Source organism: Citrobacter sp. Marseille-Q6884 (genome assembly GCF_945906775.1).
Classification (GTDB): Bacteria; Pseudomonadota; Gammaproteobacteria; order Enterobacterales; family Enterobacteriaceae; genus Citrobacter.
Genome location: NZ_CAMDRE010000001.1, coordinates 1,032,051 through 1,053,619 on the forward strand (window position 1 = coordinate 1,032,051; position 21,569 = coordinate 1,053,619).

The 21,569-nt window shown below is 51.1% G+C and carries 15 protein-coding genes and 1 tRNA gene; 12 read left to right on the forward strand and 4 right to left on the reverse strand.

Features of this window, described 5'->3' with window-relative positions; all coding sequences use genetic code 11:
• Genes spoT through recG form a run of 3 tightly spaced genes read left to right on the forward strand, consistent with a single transcriptional unit; the run spans window position 1 to window position 4,893 of the window.
• Window positions 1–2,112 carry a bifunctional GTP diphosphokinase/guanosine-3',5'-bis pyrophosphate 3'-pyrophosphohydrolase gene (spoT, locus tag N7268_RS04955; RefSeq protein ID WP_260861981.1) on the forward strand — a complete coding sequence of 704 codons (2,112 nt, stop codon included), beginning with the start codon at window positions 1–3 and terminating at the stop codon, window positions 2,110–2,112.
• A 4-nt stretch (window positions 2,113–2,116) separates the two neighbouring features.
• Window positions 2,117–2,806 (forward strand): tRNA (guanosine(18)-2'-O)-methyltransferase TrmH, encoded by a 690-nt coding sequence (gene trmH, locus N7268_RS04960; protein WP_260861982.1) that lies wholly within the window; start codon window positions 2,117–2,119, stop codon window positions 2,804–2,806.
• A gap of 5 nt (window positions 2,807–2,811) precedes the next feature.
• On the forward strand, window positions 2,812–4,893 hold the full coding sequence (gene recG / locus N7268_RS04965) for an ATP-dependent DNA helicase RecG (RefSeq protein WP_260861983.1): 2,082 nt from the start codon (window positions 2,812–2,814) through the stop codon (window positions 4,891–4,893).
• A 42-nt stretch (window positions 4,894–4,935) separates the two neighbouring features.
• Here the strand turns inward: recG and gltS are convergent, their stop codons facing one another.
• The gene (gltS, locus tag N7268_RS04970; RefSeq protein ID WP_198906907.1) at window positions 4,936–6,141 is read right to left on the reverse strand and encodes a sodium/glutamate symporter; all 1,206 of its coding nucleotides are present in this window, start codon (window positions 6,139–6,141) and stop codon (window positions 4,936–4,938) included.
• A gap of 228 nt (window positions 6,142–6,369) precedes the next feature.
• Here gltS and xanP point away from each other — a divergent pair, with 228 nt between their 5' ends.
• The 5 genes from xanP (at window position 6,370) to N7268_RS04995 (ending at window position 13,252) form a co-directional block, all read left to right on the forward strand.
• The gene (xanP, locus tag N7268_RS04975) at window positions 6,370–7,761 is read left to right on the forward strand and encodes a nucleobase:cation symporter-2 family protein (RefSeq protein ID WP_198906906.1); all 1,392 of its coding nucleotides are present in this window, start codon (window positions 6,370–6,372) and stop codon (window positions 7,759–7,761) included.
• Window positions 7,762–7,882: 121 nt separating this feature from the next.
• A complete protein-coding gene (locus N7268_RS04980) occupies window positions 7,883–9,592 on the forward strand; it encodes an AsmA family protein (protein ID WP_260861984.1) in 1,710 nt (569 codons plus the stop codon).
• Window positions 9,593–9,894: 302 nt separating this feature from the next.
• Window positions 9,895–9,989: transfer RNA gene (locus N7268_RS04985), tRNA-Sec, on the forward strand.
• Between the two features lie 119 nt (window positions 9,990–10,108).
• Entirely contained in the window at window positions 10,109–11,146 is a 1,038-nt protein-coding gene (locus tag N7268_RS04990; RefSeq protein WP_260861985.1) for a virulence RhuM family protein, read from the forward strand.
• Between the two features lie 609 nt (window positions 11,147–11,755).
• Window positions 11,756–13,252, forward strand: a complete 1,497-nt coding sequence (locus N7268_RS04995; protein WP_198906902.1) for a C69 family dipeptidase — start codon at window positions 11,756–11,758, stop codon at window positions 13,250–13,252.
• Window positions 13,253–13,309: 57 nt separating this feature from the next.
• On the opposite strand, the gene N7268_RS05000 is transcribed toward N7268_RS04995, so the two are convergent.
• Window positions 13,310–13,966 (reverse strand): LuxR C-terminal-related transcriptional regulator, encoded by a 657-nt coding sequence (locus tag N7268_RS05000; RefSeq protein ID WP_260861986.1) that lies wholly within the window; start codon window positions 13,964–13,966, stop codon window positions 13,310–13,312.
• 483 nt (window positions 13,967–14,449) lie between these two features.
• Here N7268_RS05000 and N7268_RS05005 point away from each other — a divergent pair, with 483 nt between their 5' ends.
• The 4 genes from N7268_RS05005 to N7268_RS05020 are packed head-to-tail and all read left to right on the forward strand — an operon-like array spanning window position 14,450 to window position 19,207.
• Complete coding sequence (locus tag N7268_RS05005; protein ID WP_260861988.1) at window positions 14,450–15,025, forward strand: fimbrial protein; 576 nt, start codon at window positions 14,450–14,452, stop codon at window positions 15,023–15,025.
• A gap of 53 nt (window positions 15,026–15,078) precedes the next feature.
• Window positions 15,079–15,786: a molecular chaperone gene (locus N7268_RS05010; protein WP_260861989.1), complete on the forward strand. Its 708-nt coding sequence runs from the start codon at window positions 15,079–15,081 to the stop codon at window positions 15,784–15,786.
• Window positions 15,787–15,806: 20 nt separating this feature from the next.
• Window positions 15,807–18,269 (forward strand): fimbria/pilus outer membrane usher protein, encoded by a 2,463-nt coding sequence (locus N7268_RS05015; RefSeq protein WP_260861990.1) that lies wholly within the window; start codon window positions 15,807–15,809, stop codon window positions 18,267–18,269.
• Window positions 18,260–19,207, forward strand: coding sequence for a fimbrial protein (locus N7268_RS05020; RefSeq protein WP_260861991.1), 948 nt, complete (start codon window positions 18,260–18,262; stop codon window positions 19,205–19,207). Before N7268_RS05015 ends, N7268_RS05020 begins: the two co-directional genes overlap by 10 nt.
• Window positions 19,208–19,283: 76 nt before the next feature.
• Here the strand turns inward: N7268_RS05020 and N7268_RS05025 are convergent, their stop codons facing one another.
• Window positions 19,284–20,123, reverse strand: a complete 840-nt coding sequence (locus N7268_RS05025) for a helix-turn-helix domain-containing protein (protein WP_260861992.1) — start codon at window positions 20,121–20,123, stop codon at window positions 19,284–19,286.
• A 368-nt stretch (window positions 20,124–20,491) separates the two neighbouring features.
• Entirely contained in the window at window positions 20,492–21,409 is a 918-nt protein-coding gene (locus N7268_RS05030; protein WP_260861993.1) for a LysR family transcriptional regulator, read from the reverse strand.
• Between the last annotated feature and the right edge of the window lie 160 nt (window positions 21,410–21,569).

A 21,569-nucleotide genomic window follows, 5' to 3' on the forward strand; every position in this document is an offset into this window, starting at 1 on the left:
TTGTATCTGTTTGAAAGCCTGAATCAGCTGATTCAAAACTACCTGCCGGAAGACCAGATTAAGCGTCTTCGGCAGGCGTATCTCGTTGCACGTGACGCTCACGAGGGCCAGACACGTTCAAGCGGTGAACCTTATATCACGCACCCGGTAGCGGTCGCCTGCATTCTGGCCGAGATGAAACTCGACTACGAAACGCTGATGGCTGCCCTGCTGCATGATGTGATTGAAGATACCCCCGCTACCTACCAGGACATGGAACAGCTTTTTGGTAAAAGCGTTGCTGAGCTGGTAGAAGGGGTATCGAAGCTTGATAAGCTGAAGTTTCGCGATAAGAAAGAGGCCCAGGCCGAAAACTTTCGCAAGATGATTATGGCGATGGTGCAGGATATCCGCGTCATTCTCATCAAACTTGCCGACCGTACTCATAATATGCGCACGCTGGGCTCATTACGCCCGGATAAACGTCGTCGTATTGCCCGTGAAACCCTCGAAATCTACAGTCCGCTGGCCCACCGTTTAGGTATTCATCACATTAAAACTGAGCTGGAAGAGCTGGGTTTTGAAGCGCTATACCCGAACCGCTATCGCGTGATTAAAGAAGTGGTTAAAGCCGCTCGCGGCAACCGCAAAGAGATGATCCAGAAAATCCTCTCTGAAATCGAAGGGCGTTTACAGGAGGCGGGCATTCCGTGTCGCGTAAGCGGTCGCGAGAAGCACCTGTACTCGATCTACTGCAAGATGGTACTCAAAGAGCAGCGTTTTCACTCCATTATGGATATCTACGCTTTCCGCGTTATCGTCCATGACTCTGATACCTGCTATCGCGTACTTGGTCAGATGCACAGCCTGTACAAACCCCGTCCTGGTCGCGTTAAAGACTATATCGCTATTCCGAAAGCGAACGGATATCAGTCCTTACACACCTCAATGATCGGCCCGCACGGTGTTCCGGTTGAAGTACAAATTCGTACTGAAGACATGGATCAAATGGCGGAGATGGGGGTTGCTGCACACTGGGCATACAAAGAGCACGGCGAAACCAGTACCACGGCACAAATCCGCGCCCAGCGCTGGATGCAAAGCTTACTGGAACTGCAACAGAGTGCCGGTAGCTCATTTGAATTTATTGAAAGCGTCAAATCTGATCTCTTCCCGGATGAGATTTATGTTTTCACACCGGAAGGGCGAATTGTTGAACTGCCTGCCGGTGCGACGCCTGTTGACTTCGCTTACGCCGTGCACACCGATATCGGTCATGCCTGTGTAGGTGCGCGCGTTGACAGGCAGCCTTACCCGCTTTCACAGCCGCTGTTTAGCGGTCAGACCGTTGAAATCATCACCGCGCCGGGCGCTCGTCCCAATGCGGCATGGCTCAACTTTGTCGTCAGTTCGAAAGCACGCGCCAAAATTCGCCAGTTGCTGAAAAACCTCAAGCGCGATGATTCCGTCAGTCTGGGTCGTCGTCTGCTCAACCATGCCTTAGGCGGTAGCCGTAAGCTGGCTGAGATCCCGCAAGAAAGCATCCAGCGTGAGCTTGAGCGCATGAAGCTCGCCACGCTTGACGATCTGTTAGCGGAAATCGGCCTCGGGAACGCCATGAGCGTGGTGGTGGCGAAAAACCTTCAGCAGGGTGACGCGTCGGCAAATGCCCCAGCGCAATCCGGTCATGGACATCTGCCCATTAAAGGCGCAGATGGTGTGCTCATCACCTTCGCGAAATGCTGTCGCCCGATTCCTGGCGATCCGATCATTGCCCATGTCAGTCCAGGTAAAGGTCTGGTTATCCACCATGAATCCTGCCGTAACATCCGTGGCTACCAGAAAGAGCCTGAGAAGTTTATGGCAGTAGAGTGGGATAAAGAAACAGAGCAGGAATTTATCACCGAAATTAAGGTGGACATGTTTAACCATCAGGGTGCGCTGGCGAACCTGACGGCGGCAATCAACACAACCACCTCCAATATTCAAAGTCTGAATACTGAAGAGAAAGATGGCCGCGTCTATAGCGCCTTTATTCGCCTGACCGCGCGCGATCGTGTGCACCTTGCGAATATCATGCGCAAAATCCGTGTCATGCCGGACGTGATAAAAGTCACCCGTAACAGAAACTAGCCTTATGAATGAACAGCGCTATGCACGTATCCGCGAGATGCTCGCGCGTCGTCAGCCAGATCTGACCGTCTGCATGGAGCAGGTCCATAAACCTCATAACGTTTCTGCGATCATTCGTACTGCAGATGCTGTCGGTGTGCATGAAGTTCACGCCGTCTGGCCGGGTAGCCGCATGCGCACCATGGCCTCATCTGCTGCGGGCAGCAACAGTTGGGTGCAGGTAAAAACTCACCCTACCATTAGCGATGCGGTTACGCATTTAAAAAGCCAGGGCATGCAGATTCTGGCCACGCATCTCTCTGATAAAGCCGTCGATTTCCGCGAGATTGATTACACGCGACCAACCTGCATTCTGATGGGCCAGGAGAAAACCGGCATTACTCAGGAAGCTCTCGCACTGGCGGATCAGGACATCATCATCCCCATGATTGGCATGGTGCAGTCGCTGAATGTCTCCGTCGCCTCGGCACTTATTCTGTACGAAGCACAGCGCCAACGGCAAAATGCCGGGATGTACCTGCGAGAAAACAGCATGCTGCCGGAAGATGAACAGCAGCGCTTGTTATTTGAGGGGGGTTATCCGGTGCTGGCAAATGTGGCTAAGCGTAAAGGCCTCCCCTACCCCCACGTGAATACGCAGGGCGAAATTGAAGCCGATGCAACGTGGTGGGCCACCATGCAATCTGCGAGATAAACGCGATGAAAGGCCGTTTACTGGATGCCATTCCACTCAACTCTCTGACGGGGGTTGGCGCAGCACAAAGCAGTAAACTGGCAAAAATTGGCCTGCACACCGTTCAGGACCTCCTGCTACATCTTCCCCTGCGCTACGAAGACCGCACACATCTTTATCCCATTGGTGAACTGCTGCCAGGCGTTTATGCCACCGTTGAAGGTGAAGTGCTGAACTGCAACATCACCTTCGGTGGTCGCCGAATGATGACCTGCCAGATAAGCGACGGTTCCGGCATTCTGACAATGCGTTTCTTCAATTTCAGCGCGGCGATGAAAAACAGTCTTGCGACAGGGCGGCGAGTACTGGCGTATGGCGAAGCAAAGCGCGGGAAGTATGGCGCAGAGATGATCCACCCGGAGTACCGCGTTCAGGGCGATCTCAGCACTCCGGAACTGCAGGAGACACTCACGCCAGTGTATCCGACGACCGAAGGCGTTAAGCAGGCAACGCTGCGTAAACTGACCGATCAGGCTCTGGATCTGCTCGATACCTGCGCCATTGCTGAACTGCTACCGCCAGAACTGTTACAGGGCATGATGAGTCTGCCGGAAGCTTTGCGCACGCTGCACCGTCCGCCACCGTCACTCCAGCTCAGCGACCTCGAAACCGGACAACACCCGGCGCAGCGACGCCTGATACTTGAAGAACTCCTGGCACACAACCTCAGCATGCTGGCATTACGCGCCGGGGCGCAGCGTTTTCATGCTCAGCCGCTTGGCGCTAACGATACCCTGAAAAACCAACTGCTTGCCGCACTACCGTTCAAACCGACCGGCGCACAGGCGCGTGTTGTCGCCGAGATTGAACGCGATATGGCGCTGGATGTGCCGATGATGCGTCTGGTGCAGGGTGATGTCGGTTCCGGTAAAACGCTGGTCGCCGCGCTCGCCGCCCTACGGGCTATCGCACATGGCAAACAGGTCGCGCTGATGGCGCCGACTGAACTGCTGGCCGAACAGCATGCGAATAACTTCCGAAACTGGTTTGCTCCTCTGGGCATTGAAGTGGGCTGGCTGGCCGGTAAGCAGAAAGGCAAAGCACGTCTTGCTCAGCAGGAGGCTATCGCCAGCGGACACGTGCAGATGATTGTCGGTACGCATGCGATTTTCCAGGAGCAGGTTCAGTTCAACGGCCTGGCGCTGGTTATCATCGACGAACAGCACCGCTTTGGCGTTCACCAGCGTCTGGCGCTGTGGGAAAAGGGCCAGCAACAGGGGTTCCATCCGCATCAGCTGATCATGACCGCCACGCCGATCCCCCGCACGCTGGCCATGACTGCCTATGCCGATCTCGATACCTCCGTCATTGACGAACTGCCTCCGGGTCGTACGCCGGTCACCACCGTCGCCATCCCGGACACCCGACGCAGCGACATTATTGACCGCGTGCGCAACGCCTGCACTCACGAAGGGCGTCAGGCGTACTGGGTGTGTACGTTGATTGAAGAGTCTGACCTCTTAGAAGCTCAGGCAGCAGAGGCCACGTGGGAAGAGCTTAAGCTGGCCTTGCCGGAACTCAAGGTTGGGCTGGTGCACGGTCGAATGAAACCTGCCGAGAAGCAGTCTGTGATGGCCGCCTTCAAACAGGGCGAGCTGCATCTGCTGGTTGCCACCACGGTGATTGAAGTGGGCGTCGATGTGCCAAACGCCAGCCTGATGATTATAGAAAACCCGGAGCGCTTAGGTCTGGCTCAGCTGCACCAGTTGCGCGGTCGCGTGGGTCGTGGCGCAGTGGCCTCCCATTGCGTCCTGCTCTACAAATCCCCCCTGTCCAAAACCGCACAGAAGCGTCTGCAAGTGCTGCGGGACAGCAACGATGGCTTTGTTATTGCGCAAAAAGATCTGGAGATCCGCGGCCCAGGTGAACTGTTAGGGACGCGTCAAACGGGAACAGCAGAGTTCAAAGTGGCGGACTTACTGCGCGATCAGGCCATAATCCCCGAAGTTCAACGCATTGCACGCCATATTCACGAACGTTATCCACAGCAGGCGGTGGCGCTTATTGAACGCTGGATGCCGGAAACAGAGCGCTATTCCAACGCATAACTGACCCATAGCGGCGGCGGTTATCACACCGCCGCACCGCCTTTATTGCGCAAAAATGGGCAACAGCAGATACAGCTTAATCACCAGCGCATTGACGATATCGATAAAGAACGCCCCCACCATCGGCACCACCAGAAACGCCATATGTGACGGACCAAATCGCTCAGTGATCGCCTGCATGTTGGCAATCGCCGTCGGCGTTGCGCCAAGCCCAAAACCACAGTGCCCGGCCGCCAGCACCGCAGCATCGTAGTTCTTACCCATCATGCGCCAGGTGACGAAAATGGCGTACAGCGCCATGAAAATCGTCTGCACGACAAGGATGGCCAACATCGGCAGCGCCAGCGAAGCCAGCTCCCACAGTTTCAGGCTCATCAGCGCCATCGCCAGGAACAGCGACAAACTCACGTTACCCAACACTGAAACCGCGCGCTCAAACACCCGATAAAAGCCCATTAACGCCAGGCCATTGCTCAGGATCACCCCGACAAACAACACGCAGACGAAAGTCGGCAGTTCCAGCACCGTCCCCACCAGCAATTGCGCAACGATTTTTCCGACCGTCAGACAGATAGCAATCAGCGCGATGGTTTCAATCAGCACCAGAGAGGTGATCATGCGCCCGACATCCGGCTTTTCAAACGCGGTAGGCACCGCCTGATCGTCTGGCATCCCGTCAGGCGTCGTGGAGTGCTTAACCAGATAACGCGCCACCGGGCCGCCAATCAACCCGCCCAGCACCAGGCCGAACGTTGCACACGCCATCGCCACTTCCGTGGCATTGGTGAATCCATAACGTTCAATAAACAGTTTACTCCACGCCGCACCCGTTCCATGACCGCCGGAGAGCGTGATAGAGCCCGCAATCAGCCCCATCAGTGGGTCAAGACCCAGCAGGCTCGCCATCCCAATACCAATGGCGTTTTGCATTAACAGCAGGCCGACAACAACGATCAAAAACACCCCCACCACGCGGCCACCGGCTCGCAGACTGGCGATGTTGGCATTGAGACCGATTGTGGCGAAGAACGCCAGCATCAACGGATCGCGCAACGTCATATCGAAGTTCACTTCCCAGCCCATGCTTTTTTTCAGCACCAGCAGTGCGATTGCTACCAGCAATCCGCCCGCGACAGGCTCGGGAATCGTATATTTTTTCAGGAAGGGAACAGACTGGACGAGCTTACGCCCCAGCAGCAACACCAGGGTTGCAGCAACCAGTGTTGATAAAGTATCGAGGTAAAACATATACAGCTCCATTAGTGCGCTTCTCGAATCTACTACGCACGATTCATTCCAGGTCTATTTTTAGCTCTTAATGAGTTATCGGGGTGGATTTTAAGCAGAAAATGATGAAAAGTTATATAAAAATGTTTGTTTATCCGTTTTAAATATTAAGAATACCTGCTAGCAAACGTTTGCTTTTCTCCCCTGGTCGGATAAAATCACCGCTTTTCCACCATGGGATTGCCTCTGATGTCCGTTAACGCCGTAGAGTCAGCAAATGCGCAACCGGTTGCGCAGACTCATAACAGTGAACTGATTTACCGTCTTGAAGATCGCCCCCCGTTAGCCCAGACCCTGTTTGCCGCCTGTCAGCACCTGCTGGCGATGTTCGTCGCGGTGATCACGCCTGCTCTGTTAATCTGCCAGGCGCTCGGTTTACCGGCTCAAGATACTCAACACATTATCAGTATGTCGCTGTTCGCTTCCGGCGTAGCGTCCATCATCCAGATTAAGGCCTGGGGGCCGGTTGGCTCAGGGCTGTTATCCATTCAGGGCACCAGCTTTAACTTTGTTGCGCCGCTGATTATGGGCGGTACAGCGCTGAAAACCGGTGGTGCGGATGTCCCGACCATGATGGCAGCGTTGTTCGGTACGCTGATGCTGGCAAGCTGCACTGAGATGGTCATCTCACGAGTACTGCATCTGGCACGTCGTATTATTACGCCGCTGGTATCCGGCGTGGTGGTGATGATTATCGGCTTGTCGCTGATTCAGGTGGGTCTGACGTCGATTGGTGGTGGCTATGCTGCAATGAGCGACCACACCTTTGGCGCACCGAAGAATTTAATGTTGGCAGGCGTTGTACTGGCGCTCATTATCCTCCTCAATCGCCAGCGTAACCCTTACCTGCGTGTAGCCTCGCTGGTCATCGCGATGGCGGCAGGCTACCTGCTGGCCTGGTTTATGGACATGTTGCCGCAAAATACCGCGCCGGTAAGTCAGGATCTCATCATGGTACCAACGCCGTTGTACTATGGTCTGGGCATCGACTGGAGCTTGCTGTTGCCGCTGATGCTGGTCTTTATGATCACCTCGCTGGAAACCATCGGTGATATCACCGCCACTTCCGATGTCTCCGAACAACCGGTCTCCGGCCCGCTGTATATGAAACGCCTGAAAGGCGGCGTACTCGCTAACGGCCTGAACTCCTTTGTCTCCGCAGTGTTCAATACCTTCCCGAACTCCTGTTTCGGGCAGAACAACGGTGTGATTCAGCTGACCGGCGTTGCCAGCCGCTATGTCGGTTTTGTGGTCGCGCTGATGTTGATCGCGCTGGGTCTGTTCCCGGCGGTCAGCGGTTTTGTGCAGCATATTCCTGAGCCCGTTCTGGGCGGCGCAACGCTGGTGATGTTTGGTACCATCGCCGCATCCGGTGTGCGCATTGTTTCTCGCGAGCCGCTTAACCGTCGCGCCATTCTGATTATCGCGCTGTCGCTGGCTGTCGGTCTGGGTGTCTCCCAACAGCCGCTTATCCTGCAGTTTGCGCCAGATTGGGTGAAAAACCTGCTCTCCTCCGGTATCGCCGCAGGGGGGATTACCGCTATCGTTCTGAACCTGGTTTTCCCACCCGAAAAACAATAAGTGCAGAGCGGCGGGGATTTCTGATCAACGCCGCTGTAACGCTCTTTCACCATTCCCGCCTTGAGGATTGCGCGTAAATCGTGCATAACTTGACTATGTGCACTTCACGGGATGGAAGACCATGAAATTTATTGGAAAGCTGCTTCTCTACGTGCTGATCGCCTTTGCAGTGGCGATCCTCGGCCTTTATTTTCTACTGCAAACCCGCTGGGGCGCAGAGCATGTCAGCGCCTGGGTTTCCGAGAACAGCAGCTACCACCTGGCTTTTGACGCCATGGATCACCGGTTTTCCGCCCCCTCCCACATTCTGTTGGAAAACGTCACCTTTGGCCGTGACGGTCAACCCGCCACACTGGTGGCAAAAACGGTCGATATTGGATTGAGTAGCCGTCAAATTACCGATCCCTTTCACGTTGACACCATTTTGTTGCAAAACGGCACGCTGAACCTCTCCCAGAAAACAGCCCCGCTTCCGTTCCAGGCCGATCGCCTGCAATTACAGGATATGGCGCTCAACAGCCCCGGCAGCGAGTGGAACCTGAGCGCTCAGCGGGTGAACGGCGGCGTGATTCCCTGGAGCCCTGAAGCCGGGAAAATTCTCGGTAACAAAGCACAGATCCAGCTCAGTGCCAGCTCGTTGACGCTCAACGATGTGCCCACCACCAATGTGTTGATTGAAGGCAGCATCGACCATGACCGGGTGACGCTAAGCAACATTGGCGCGGATGTGGCGCGTGGCGCATTAACCGGCGTCGCGCAGCGGAATGCCGATGGCAGCTGGGTGGTGGAGAGTCTGCGGCTGAACGATATCCGGTTGCAAAGCGATAAATCGCTGGTCGATTTTTTTGCCCCGTTAACCACCATTCCTTCTCTGCAAATTGGGCGTCTTGAAGTGACCGATGCCCGGCTGCAAGGCCCTGACTGGGCGGTAACGGATCTCGACCTTAGCTTGCGCAACATGACCTTCAGCAAGGACGACTGGCAAACGCAGGAAGGTAAGCTGTCGATGAACGCCAGTGAATTTATCTACGGTTCACTGCACTTTTTCGATCCCATCCTGAACGCCGAATTCTCACCGCAGGGGATTGCGCTGCGCCAGTTCACGACGCGTTGGGAAGGCGGCATGGTCAGAACGTCCGGCAACTGGCTGCGTAGCAGCAAAGCGCTCGTCCTCGACGATGCCGCGCTTGCCGGGCTGGAATACACACTACCAGGGAACTGGAAACAGCTGTGGATGAAGCCCCTGCCAGCCTGGTTAAACAGCCTGACGCTGAAAAAATTCAGCGCCAGCCGTAATCTGGTGATTGATATCGACCCTACCTTCCCGTGGCAACTTACCGCGCTGGACGGCTACGGCGCCAACCTGGGGCTGGTTCAAAATAATCAGTGGGGGATCTGGAGCGGTAATGCCACGCTTAATGCCGCGGCAGCCACATTCAACCGCACCGACGTACGCCGCCCTTCTCTGGCACTCACCGCGAACAGCAGTACCATCAATATCAGCGAATTGAGCGCCTATACGGAAAAAGGGCTACTGGAAGCAACCGCCAGTATTTCGCAGCTTCCGCAGCGCCAGACGCAGATCAGCCTGAACGGGCGCGGTGTGCCAATGGCTATCCTGCAACAGTGGGGATGGCCTGCGCTGCCCCTCTCCGGTGACGGTAACCTCCAGCTCACTGCCAGCGGCAACATACAGGCCGATGCACCGCTGAAACCGACGGTAAATGGCCAATTGCATGCGGTGAATGCGCAACAGCAGCAGGTAACGCAGACCATGCAGGCAGGTGTCGTGTCGGGCGGGGAAGTCATCGCGCCACCGCCCGCGCAATAAAACATCAGGCCGGATGCGCACAACGCCATCCGGCATTTTTCCATGCGATCAGAACGTCATCGTCAGTTCATCACCCTTCGGGGTGATCACCACACCCAACTCGCTAACCACGTATGTCCCGCCCCTGCTGTCTCAGGATTGCATCCGAAAATATGTCTAAGTGTAAGTGATGGATTTTATAGGCATTTATTTGAAACTGGTCATGGTAAAGAGAAAGGGAAGTTAAAAAAGTGAGTGAGGGGGTGTGGAATCCCCAGGAAGTAGCTATAATGCGCCCCGCCTCCATGTAGCAATCGAGGCGCGGAAGATCGTCATCTCCGGTGAGGTGGCTGGACTTCAAATCCAGTTGGGGCCGCCAGCGGTCCCGGGCAGGTTCGACTCCTGTGATCTTCCGCCAAAGTTCCTCAAATAAGCACCTCTTAAATCACATCTCTTTTTAGCTTTCTTTATCCCGTGTTGAACTCTGGCATACTACGTGGATTGCAGCGTTATTAGCCTGGTTAAAACGGAGGCGACATGTCAGATAAACACCTACCACAATCCCCGACAGGCGAATTTATTATGTTTGCCAGCGGTGACGGGAGAGTGCGAGTTGAATGTCGCTTTGAGTCAGACACCATCTGGTTATCTCAGGCAGCGATGGCTAACCTCTACGATAAAGATGTTCGCACCATTAACGAGCATTTAATCAACATATTTTCTGAAGGTGAGCTTGGTCAAAATTCAACTATCCGGAAATTCCGGATAGTTCGCCAGGAAGGAAAACGTCAGGTTTCCAGAGAGATAGATCACTATAACCTCGAGGCAATACTCGCTGTTGGCTACCGCGTCCGTTCGCCTCGCGGTGTCCAGTTTCGCCAGTGGGCAACGCAGACGCTTCAGGAATACCTCGTCAAAGGTTTTGTGATGGACGATGAGCGGCTGAAAAATCCGCCTGTTGGTTCTTCCGCTGTCCCTGACTATTTCGATGAGATGCTCGAACGCATCCGCGATATTCGCGCCAGCGAGCGCCGGGTTTATTTGCGGGTGCGCGAGATCTTTGCTTTAGCTGCCGACTATCAACCGTCGCTAAAAGAAACCACGCAGTTCTTTCAAACCATCCAGAACAAACTTCATTTTGCCTGTACTGGCCATACCGCTGCTGAACTCATCCACAATCGTGCCGACGCCAGCCAACCGCATATGGGACTGACGAGCTATAAAGGCGAAGACGTACGTAAAGGTGACGTGACAATAGCAAAAAACTATCTCAGTCAGGATGAAGTGAGTGAGCTCAACCGCGTAGTTAACATGTGGCTGGATTTTGCCGAAGATCAGGCCCGTCGTCGTCGTCAGGTTTTTTTACGCGACTGGCAAGATAAGCTGGATCAGTTCCTGCAATTTAACGACCGCGAAGTTCTGCAAGGTCCAGGTAAAGTCAGCAAGAAAATGGCAGATGATAAAGCACAGGCGGAATATCACCAGTTTGCCGAGCAACAACGGCGCTTCAAAGAAGCCGAAGGCGAGAAGGATATTGCCGGTTTGCTACAGTGGAGGAAAGAAGGCAAAGAGTAAAGCTGTATGCCCCGGCCTTCGTGTAAAGAGTCAGCAGGGGCTATTCATTCAGCTAAATCATTAAATTTAAATCAATAAGATAGGTAGCGGAACATATCAGGGTTAATTATATATTCACTCATGTACAGAACTGCTCTGATATTTATCCAGGTGACAAACAATAAATAACAATTAAGCAACTTTTCATTTCAGTGGTTCGGTAATAGCGAACCACTGCGAATAGCGTGCAAATTACGTTTCCAATACCGATTTTAATATTTCCCTTAAACAAAATTTTTCACCGCAATAATTCCCGTCCGTTATTTCTCGTCGCAATCACAACATTGACTTACGCGACACAGGTCACTGAATCCAGTGATAAGCCATTGCTATTCTGCACACCGAATCAGGGAACATCCTGAATACCTCAATATCCGTTGTGTATTAATCAAGCGAAATGGACAGGTTATTGCGTCCAGAAGACTTCAACATACAAATGGATATTTGGAGTAAACGTGGGCAGGGGCGTTTATCTCTCTGGCGATCATTACCTGAACGTTCAGGCGTGACCGCATATAAGAAAACGGTATGTTTCCGGTGTGTTTATGGCGTAATTATGAGGGATACATAATGTTTACTTTTAAAAAGTGCCTGATTGCACTTTCAATTAACCTGGCCGTTGTTTCATCAGGTTTTGCTTGTACAACCCTGCTGGTCGGTAATGAAGCATCAGCGGATGGCTCCATGTTGGTGGCCCGTAGCGCAGACAGCGATGCACTGAAAGCACAGCATTTTCTCATTCATCCGGCGAAACAAAACCAGACCGGGGTGTACAGCACCAAAGCGCATAACGGCGCGAATGATTTTACCTGGCCCCTGCCGAAAAACTCTCTGCGTTACACCACCGTTCCGAACTGGAAAACACAGTTACACGGCGCAACCGGATTTAACGAACTGGGTGTTGGCGTGAGCGGCACAGAATCCATCTTTGCCTCACCAGAAGCGCTGGCCGTTGACCCGTACGTTGAGGATAAAGGCATCACCGAAGACGATATCCCGGATATCCTGCTGTCACAGAGCAAAACCGCCCGTGAAGCGGTGGCGCTGCTGGGGCATATCGTAGAAACCGTCGGTGCCGGCGAAGGCTTTGGCGTCGCTGTCGTGGACGATAATGAAATCTGGTATCTGGAAACCGGTAGCGGCCACCAGTGGATGGCGCAGCGTCTGCCTGCTAATCAGTATTTTGCCACCGGTAACCAGGGACGCTTACAGGATTACGATCCTAAAAACCCGGACATGATGGGTTCAAAAAACCTGATTGAGTTTGCGACTGAAAAAGGCCTTTATAATCAGGCCAAAGATGGCAAATTCAACTTCTCCAAAGTCTATACCCGCGATGATGAGCGTGACCGCAATTACAACGACCCGCGCGTGTGGACCATCCAGAAAGCGTTCAATCCTTCCGTAAAACAGGATATGGCCGCAGGGCGTGAATTCCCGGTATTCCTGACGCCAGAGAAGAAGATGACGCTGGACGATGTGAAGTCAGTGTTGCGAAATCACTATGAAGGCACCAGCCATGACCCATACACCAACGGTCTGAACGGCAAAGAGCCGTGGCGTCCTGTCAGCGTCTTCCGTACCTATGAAGCGCACGTCATGCAGGTGCGTCCGTGGTTGCCAAAAGAAATTGGCGAAACCACTTACATTGGTCTGGGGATGGCCGATCTTACCGCCTTTGTACCTTATTACAGCGGACTGAAAGCGTATCCGGCCAACTATACGATGGGTACCGATAAAGCGGATGATCAATCCATTTACTGGAAGTATCGTAAATTACAGACGCTGACCATGACGGACTATCCGAAGCTCGCCCCTATCGTCAAAAAAGCCTACAAAGCGTGGGAAGATAAGGTCGCTAAGGAGCAAAAAGAGGTCGAGGCCGAATATCTGAAGATGGCGAAAACCGATAAACCTGCCGCTGATAAGATGCTGAATGACTTCAACCTGCGCATCATGGCCGATGCTGAGAAGTTAACTGAAGACCTGACTAATCAGCTATTTACCATCCGTACCAAAGATATTCAGTCTGATATTTTCTTTGCTAACGCCAGCAAAAAAGACTAAGTAACTACACGAAGCCCGGCTGGCGCAGCGACTTTGCGCCAGCCTCATCCTTCCCCCTTATCTCCAGGGAAGTTCATCCAGTGCCGGTGCCCTGAGATGGACATTTGCCCAGCACGCCGCCTGTGTTCGATTACTCACCGAGATCTTTTTAAAAATATTATAAATATGCGTTCTTACCGTATTTTCACTAATATAAAACGCACGGGCAATTTCCTGATTAGATGCGCCCTTTGATAATTCAGTCAACACTTCATACTCTCTTTCCGTCAGCATTTCAGTGTCATTGCCGTGTTGAGTGAGATTGAATTTTTCTTTTAAAGGAGAGTGTGCGCGTTCTGAACGAGGGATTTGGCTTCCTTCTTGAATCACTTTGAGCAAATGCTCAGTGGTACAATCATTCGACACAACAGACTCAAAATGGGGCCATGACATATTCGCATAGAGCGAAAGTGATTTCAGGCAATTGATGATATAAATACGCAGGCCATAAGAACTGTCATTCAGGAGTTTAGACCAAACCTTTTTGAGTTTTCGGCTGGATGCCTGAATATCGTAGAGAATAATACTGCCCTCGGATATAAATGACATATCCGGCCTGCTAATATTAATAAAATCCACTAAGGTATTCGTTTTCTTATTGAGATAATCCAGCAAGAGTTGTGTCTGTATTGACTGATTGCTAATCAGTATGATCTTACAGTCCATGTTAAGCATATATCGCCTTCATTTAAATGATAATTAACAATGCATCCCTGTTGCTACTGCACATTAAATAAACAACATGTCATAACTTAGGATTAAAGATAATCTGATTGAATTTTGAAAATTTAGCTAATTGTGCAATCCAAATGTTCGGTTTTTCCGACTCCTGAATACGTATTTTCTCGTGCTATATTTAATTAACTATTCGCCATGACACTTAACCAACTGTATCTTATAGATATTATATTCCAGTACGTATCGCAAGACGCAAAAATGTCATCGTACTAACAGATGATAATATTGCATGATAACTCGTATATATCTGTCACTCTTAATATCATTGACTGAGCAAAATACGTGCAATCTACGATATACAATCACACTTTCCCTTACCTATTTTATAGGGGGCGAAAGCCTGATGGACACTATGTCAGAGGTATCAGCAACACGGTTACTGATATCAGGGACGTTTTATCTCTCAATAAGGAGCACATAATGAATAAGTTATCCATTGTGACGTTGATTGCATGTGCAGTATCCATTCCTTCAGCGATGGCATTTGGTGGAGGTCACCCTCACGGCGATCCCAAAGGAAAAGTTAATTTTAGCGGCCATGTTTATTCCGCATCCTGCAAAATTGCCACTGGGGATCAGAATAAACATGTAAAACTTAATCCTGTATTACGCAATAAGGTTAATGAATACAGAGCTGAACAACTGCAAACATTTACTATTCAGGTTAAAGACTGCTATACCCATGAAAAACTCATTCCAAAATTGTCATGGATTAATAACGGCCAATTGACTAACCAAGGATTTCTCAAAAACATGGAGGCAAACGGTGCAAAAAACGTTGCATTAGTATTAAAAGACAGCAATGGGAAAGACATTGACTTAAAAGACAATAGCAAACGATTTGAACCTGAAAAATATCAAGTTACTGGCCACAAACCCACACTGACCTACAAGTTTAGCGTGGGTTATATTAAGCCGCGCGAGAGCCACTTTTGGGATGTCGTTACTGCAGGTCCGGTGAGTGCTCAGGCAAACTACAGCATTACCTATCTCTAAATACATAATGCCGTAGCACTCGCTGCTATGGCATTTATTTTGCCAGAGGTCATATGAAAACCATCCTTACTTTACTCGCTTTATTCTCTGCTTTTGCTGCGCATGCCAATAACATTATCGTCAATGGAACCCGGTTTATCTATTCTGAAGATGCTGCCGAAATTACTATACAAATGACCAATACGGGAAATTCACCTTCACTGGCTCAGGTCTGGCTGGATGAGGGTGATGCAAGTAAATTACCAGAAGAAATAACTACCCCCTTTATTATTTCACCCCCTATTGCTCGCGTTGATGCCAAAAATGGACAATCTCTGAGAATAAAAAAAGCCAGTGATAAACACATTGCCGCCACCGACAGAGAATCATTATGGTGGTTAAATATTCTGGACATTCCTTCCGTGGATAAAAGTCAGGCTACGGAAAACGCAGCAATGCTCAACCTCGCCATTCGTTCACGCTTTAAATTTTTCTGGCGTCCGATCGGTTTAGGGGATCGGCAGAATGCGGAAAGCAAGATGGAACTTATTGCCAACGCGAAGGGTATTACGCTGGTAAACCCGACGCCATTTTTCATTACCGTTGCCGATATTGTCACCGCCTCAGGGAGCGGACTCCTGAATGAAGGCATCATGGTCGCCCCTAAAAGCAGAACCGATGTCCATGCAAAACAAAAAATAAAGCCAGGAGAGCCAGTAACGTTACAGGCGATCAGCGATTACGGCAGCGTTGTGGAATTTAAAACAGCCATTAATAAGTAAAAAGGGAAAAGGAATACAGAATGGGTTTACGTAAAAGGATCTTCACCTTACCCGGCTGCGTAATTTTATACAGTTCACTCTTTTCAGTTTCGCTTCACGCAGAAAATACAGGCCGCTATGAGTTTGATAATGCCATCCTGATGGGCAATGCTTCACTCAATGATCTGCGTTCATTTAATGCCGCAGGGCTATTACCGGGAACATACATTGTCGATATTTATATTAATGATACCTGGCGCGGACGCCGTGAACTCTTATTTAAAAAAGATAAAAAGGGTGAATTAGTCAGTTGCTATTCAGAAGCGTTCCTCAAAGGAATGGGCATTAACCCAGAAAAAATGAATCAAACGCTGACTGCCCACCCCTCACGCTGCGGCACCATTGCCGAATGGGACACCAGCGGGAAAGCGACGGAGAGACTCAACACCAGCCAGCTTGAGCTACGTATTACGATCCCGCAGGCCTATGTGGATAATATCGAAAGCAATTATGTCGACCCCGAACTCTGGCAACCGGGAACCCCGGCCATTAATTTCGGCTACAACGCGGATTATTACAGTACCCAGCAACGAGGTAATGACCGTTCCAGCACGGACAGCGCCTGGCTGGGAATGGATATCCGTGCTTCTACCGGGGGATGGTTGCTTGAGCATTTTGGCAGTCAGAACTGGGACAGCAGTACGGGCAGCCATTATGCCAATAATCGCACGACGCTAAAACGGCCAATCACTCGCTGGAAATCCATGTTCAGCGCCGGAAAGTTCTACACCGACAGCCAGATGTTCGACAGTATTGCCCTTCTCGGCGTGGGGCTGGCCTCCGAGGATTTAATGCGCCCGGATAGCACGCTGAACTGGGCACCCGTGATCCGCGGGGTCGCGGAAACCAACGCCAGAGTAACCATCACCCAGGATGGCCAAACTATCCATCAGTCTTCGGTTCCGGCCGGTCCGTTCTCTATCGAGTCTGTGCTTCCCGCCAATACCGGAGGCGATCTGCTGGTGACAATCCAGGAGTCTGATGGACGTATTCGCCGTTTTACCGTCCCTTATTCCACCGTACCGCAGTTGCTGAAACCCGGTATTTCTCGCTATGGCATCGCTATCGGTACCGTGGATGAAGATAACAATGATGAAGATCCGTTTGCTGCACAAGCTCACTGGCAGTATGGCCTGAACAACTATTTAACGTTGTATACCGGGGCATCAGGATTTGAACGCTATCAGTCAGCGCTGATCGGGAGTGGCCTCAATACGGGAGTGGGGGCATTTGCCTTCGATATTACGCAATCTCGCCTTCATCTTGACGATGATCGCCACCAGGGACAACAGTATCGCCTGACATGGAATCGTACCCTCCCCTGGTCGGAAACGTCGCTATGGCTGGAAGCCAAATACAGTTCCCATCACTTTTATGGCCAACGCGATGCACTGGATGCGCTGGATACACAAAACGCCGACAGCCAATATTTCTCGTTACGCGAGAAGCAGTCGTTTAGCGCCAGTATTAATCAGCCGTTATCCGACACCTGGGGCTCATTCTATTTATCCGGCTCTCTGAAAAAGTACTGGGATCAACAGGATAATTATCGTCAGTATGCCGTGGGCTACACCAACACCTGGGGCAACCTGACCTGGAGTGTATCCGCTCAACGTTTCTGGAATGAGGACCAACAGGGTTCCGTCACCAAAGACGACCAAATCATGCTCTCATTTAGCTATTTCCTGCCACGCGACAACGCCGGTTTTACGCAGATCTCTTCCGATAGCTACAGTAATAACGGCAAAGCCAGCCATTCTCGCCTTGGGTTCACCACGTCTACCGACGATGAAAACAACATCGTATGGGGTTTGAATACCGGCTACGCCCGCGGCGGCGATGTGGAATGGGGCGCAACCGGGATGGTACGCACCCCCTACACCACGATGAACGGGACATGGAGCCAGAGTAATTCCTGGCATCAGGTCAGTGGGGGCATGAGCGGAATGCTGGTCGGGCATACGGGAGGAATCACCTTCTCACCCGAGCGCTCAGATACCGTGGCCCTGGTCTATGCGCCAAACGCCCACGGCGCGCATCTGGACGGCGTGCCCGGAACCCGCTTCGATAAGAATGGTTATGCCATTTTGCCGTGGTTACGCCCATGGCGCGTTAATGACGTCATTATCGATCCCAAAGGCTCCACGGAAGGCCTGATTTTCAGCAAAACCCAAAGCAAGGTGGCGCCTTACGAGGGCAACGTTATTCCCGTCACCTTCGAAACCACGCTAAAACGGCAGACCATTATTTACCCGCGCATCAAAGGTCAGCAGAAAATGCCGTTTGGCGCCATTGTCCGCGACCGCGCGAATAACCATGTCGGCTATGTCGGACAAGGCGGCGCGCTTTATATCGATGAAACCACGTCACCAGAAGTCTTTGTTTCTCTGGAAAAAGGGAAATGCACGGTCGTACTCAAAAGCCAGGAGGCCATATGTCGGTAATACGTACCGCTTTTATTCTGGGCTTCATGTTAAGCCTTCATCAGACGGCCAGCGCCGCGTGCATTCTGGCGACACAAAAGATAGTCGCCCCGCCGGAGACCGTCACCGAAAAGCGTGCCGTTCAGTCCGGGGGCGTCATTCAGACACGGACCCTTTCTGTCCGTCATGTTCAGAGCTCAGGTTGCACTGAGAGTCAGTCATTCACCGCTCAGGTAGCGGGCGATCCTTCTGTCACGGCGTTACCCGGTATCCTGCGGAGCAACGTGAGCGGCATCGGCATAAAAGTCTCTTTCGAAACCTCAACCGGGCGTCACATCCCGTGGCCATCCACCTTCAGGGCAACACCTGACGAGTTCAGGAACAGCAAGATTAATATCGAGCTGATCAAACTGGATAATCGTCTGCCTGCAGGCGCTTCGCCAGGTTCTCTCAACCTGCAGATCAGAAGCGAGACTCAGTCACTACCGGTGATTGATATCGTCCTGCCGGCAAAATATGTGACGGTGCTCAGCCGTTCCTGCACGATACAGGGCAACCGCACAATCAACGTAAAATTGCCCGATGTCGCCCTGGAACACTTTACCGGCTACGGCAGTACTGCGGGGAGAAAACCGTTTACTATCGACCTGACCTGTAAGGGGGAATTCACAACACCTTCCCGGGTCGTCCTGAGCTGGAGTGATGCGCACAAAAGTCAGGCCCGAAACATGGGCGTCTTACCGAATATCCAGCCCAAAGGTGCGACCGGCATAGGAATTCAGGTTTTAAATCAACACCAGCAACCCATTGATTTCAATCGACGCGCATTCTATACGCTGACACATCAGGATAAGGGAAAGTTCTCGATTCCTTTTCATGCGCAATATTTTCAAACTGAGCAACGCGTCAGCCCCGGAAAGGTGCGATCCGTTTTGTATTTCAATGCCGAATATGAATAGCCATTACTCAATTTAACGTGCTGGGGGTCTTTGCTCCACGCAAGTGGAGCTTTTTTTATGATGATGAATTCAAGCATTATAAATCTAATGGTATAAAGTGTTCACAGCTAATTGTTTTATTAATAACATCCTGCGGGTGGTAATGAAAAACTTCAATATCATAGCCGGGTCTTCGCTTTAATCCCAACTCTGACAGAAGCTTTAAATATATATACATTGCATATTTCGGATAGGTCTCTTTGTCGCATCTGAAGGAAAAGCAGGCATATTTCCCCGGTGGACTGCTATAACAATTATATGTGCTTGTCGCATGGCCATTCTTACTACCAATGATCGTTTTCACCTTCAGCCGCGTCGTTGAATTGGGATGAGGAGAAAAATCAGTCAGCGCCCACACATTTTGTTTTAGCCTGGTAAGTTCGTCGAAAATCATGTTCAGACGAGGACGGTGCGAGTCATCGGTTGGCGGCACGGCAGAGTCATAGTTGTATTGAAAACCGGTAACATAATACTCCGGTAACGTGCACAGTTTTGGCGTACTGATATTGAGATCGCTGCATTGCTCATATAACTGCATCGGTGAGAGATCCCAACTCGTTTTCTTACGATAATCCCTCGGCGTATATCCCGTTAACTTTTTGAATTCTCTGGTAAATGACTGCTGAGAATCAAAACCTAACCGAACTGAAATATCAATGATATCCATTGTCGTCAGGCGTAGCAGCGATGCCGCTTTGGTGATCCGCCGCTTACGAATATAGAGGCCAACAGGCATATTAATTCGCTGCTTTATCATCCCCTGAATATGCCTTCGGCTATACCCGGAGAGTCGGGTAAGATCATCTATATCTATACCCATTGCGGAATTCTCTTCGATATAATGCAAGACATCATTGATTGTCATTGCCTTCAACATACCTTCTCCATACCCATTTTACCTGGCTATAAAAACATCCGTACATCTGTTTAATAAGTGAATAAAGAAATTAAAATACTGTAGGGAGAGGTATGGATCTGTTATATATCAACGAGAGACAATTTAGTCAAACAGATTTAAATAAATATACACAGTTTCGTTGAAAGCATACGAGAAAAACAAAGCCAGAATATAATAAACGTTGGGTCTATTTAAAGCACAATGTTTATTATTGCTAATAATCATCCTGACAATTATCGCTTTCCTGACAAAATAGCCATTAAACTGATCAGAGTTCCGATCAGTTTAATGGCTACGGAAAGCTTAGCGGGAATTAAGACGTATGACTACCGATAATCCACCAATCGTTAAACAGGCTCTGGGGGGAGCACCATCAGCTTTTCACACCGAGCCTTCACCGCATCGTGGAGCAAGCGTACCGCCGTTGAAAGCTGTTTACGGTGGGGGCAAATCATATTCAGCGGGACTTTTTCTCCCTGATAGTCAGGCATGAGCAGTTGCAATCGCCCCTCGCGGACATCTTCACTCACATCCAGCCACGACTTATACGCAATCCCCTCACCGGCAATCGCCAGCCGTCTAATCACTTCGGCATCATCGCTCATAATGGTGCTGTTAACCTGCACACTGCAGACTTCGCCGTGACGCGTAAACGTCCAGCGATCATGCAACCGCCCGCGCAATACAAACGTCATGGCGTTCAACTGCGTTAACTCATCCGGGTGTTGTGGCTTGCCGTGTTGCTCGACCCAGTCCGGGGAAGCCACCAGCACACGGCGGTTACCCGGTGCGACGGGCAGCGCGATATAAGACGCATCTTCGGTATTGCCATAACGAAAGGCGACATCAACGGGGTCTTTAAAGACATCGGTCACCTGATCGGAGAAAAAGACCCGCAGGCGCAGCGCTGGATAACGACGACGAAATGACTGAAATACCGGCAGCAACAAATTACGGCCGAGATCGGACGGCACCGCAATTTGCAGCGTGCCTGAGATCTCATCTTCCGGCGTCTGGATTTTTTGCAGCCCGGCGTGCATCACATCCAACATCTGGCGGGCATAGGGCAACCAGACCTCACCTTCCGGCGTGAGACGCAGGCTACGTGTGGAGCGGGCAAACAAACGGATAGTGAGCGTAGACTCCAGACGCTTAATGGCGGAACTGACCTGGGCAGGCTGGACGCCGGCTTCGCGTGCCGCATCACTAAAACTGTTTAGCGCCGCGGCGCGGACAAATAACGTGAGATCTTCAAGCCGGAACATTTTCACTCCCCGAGTATAAGTCCTGTCGCTGTGAGGCTATTTTTCCCGTTCTGATGCCGGTTTACCATCGAATTATTCAACAGATATACCCTAAATAATTCGAGTTGCATGAAGGCGGCAAGGGAGTGAATCTCCTGGAGCATAGCGAACTATGTGACTG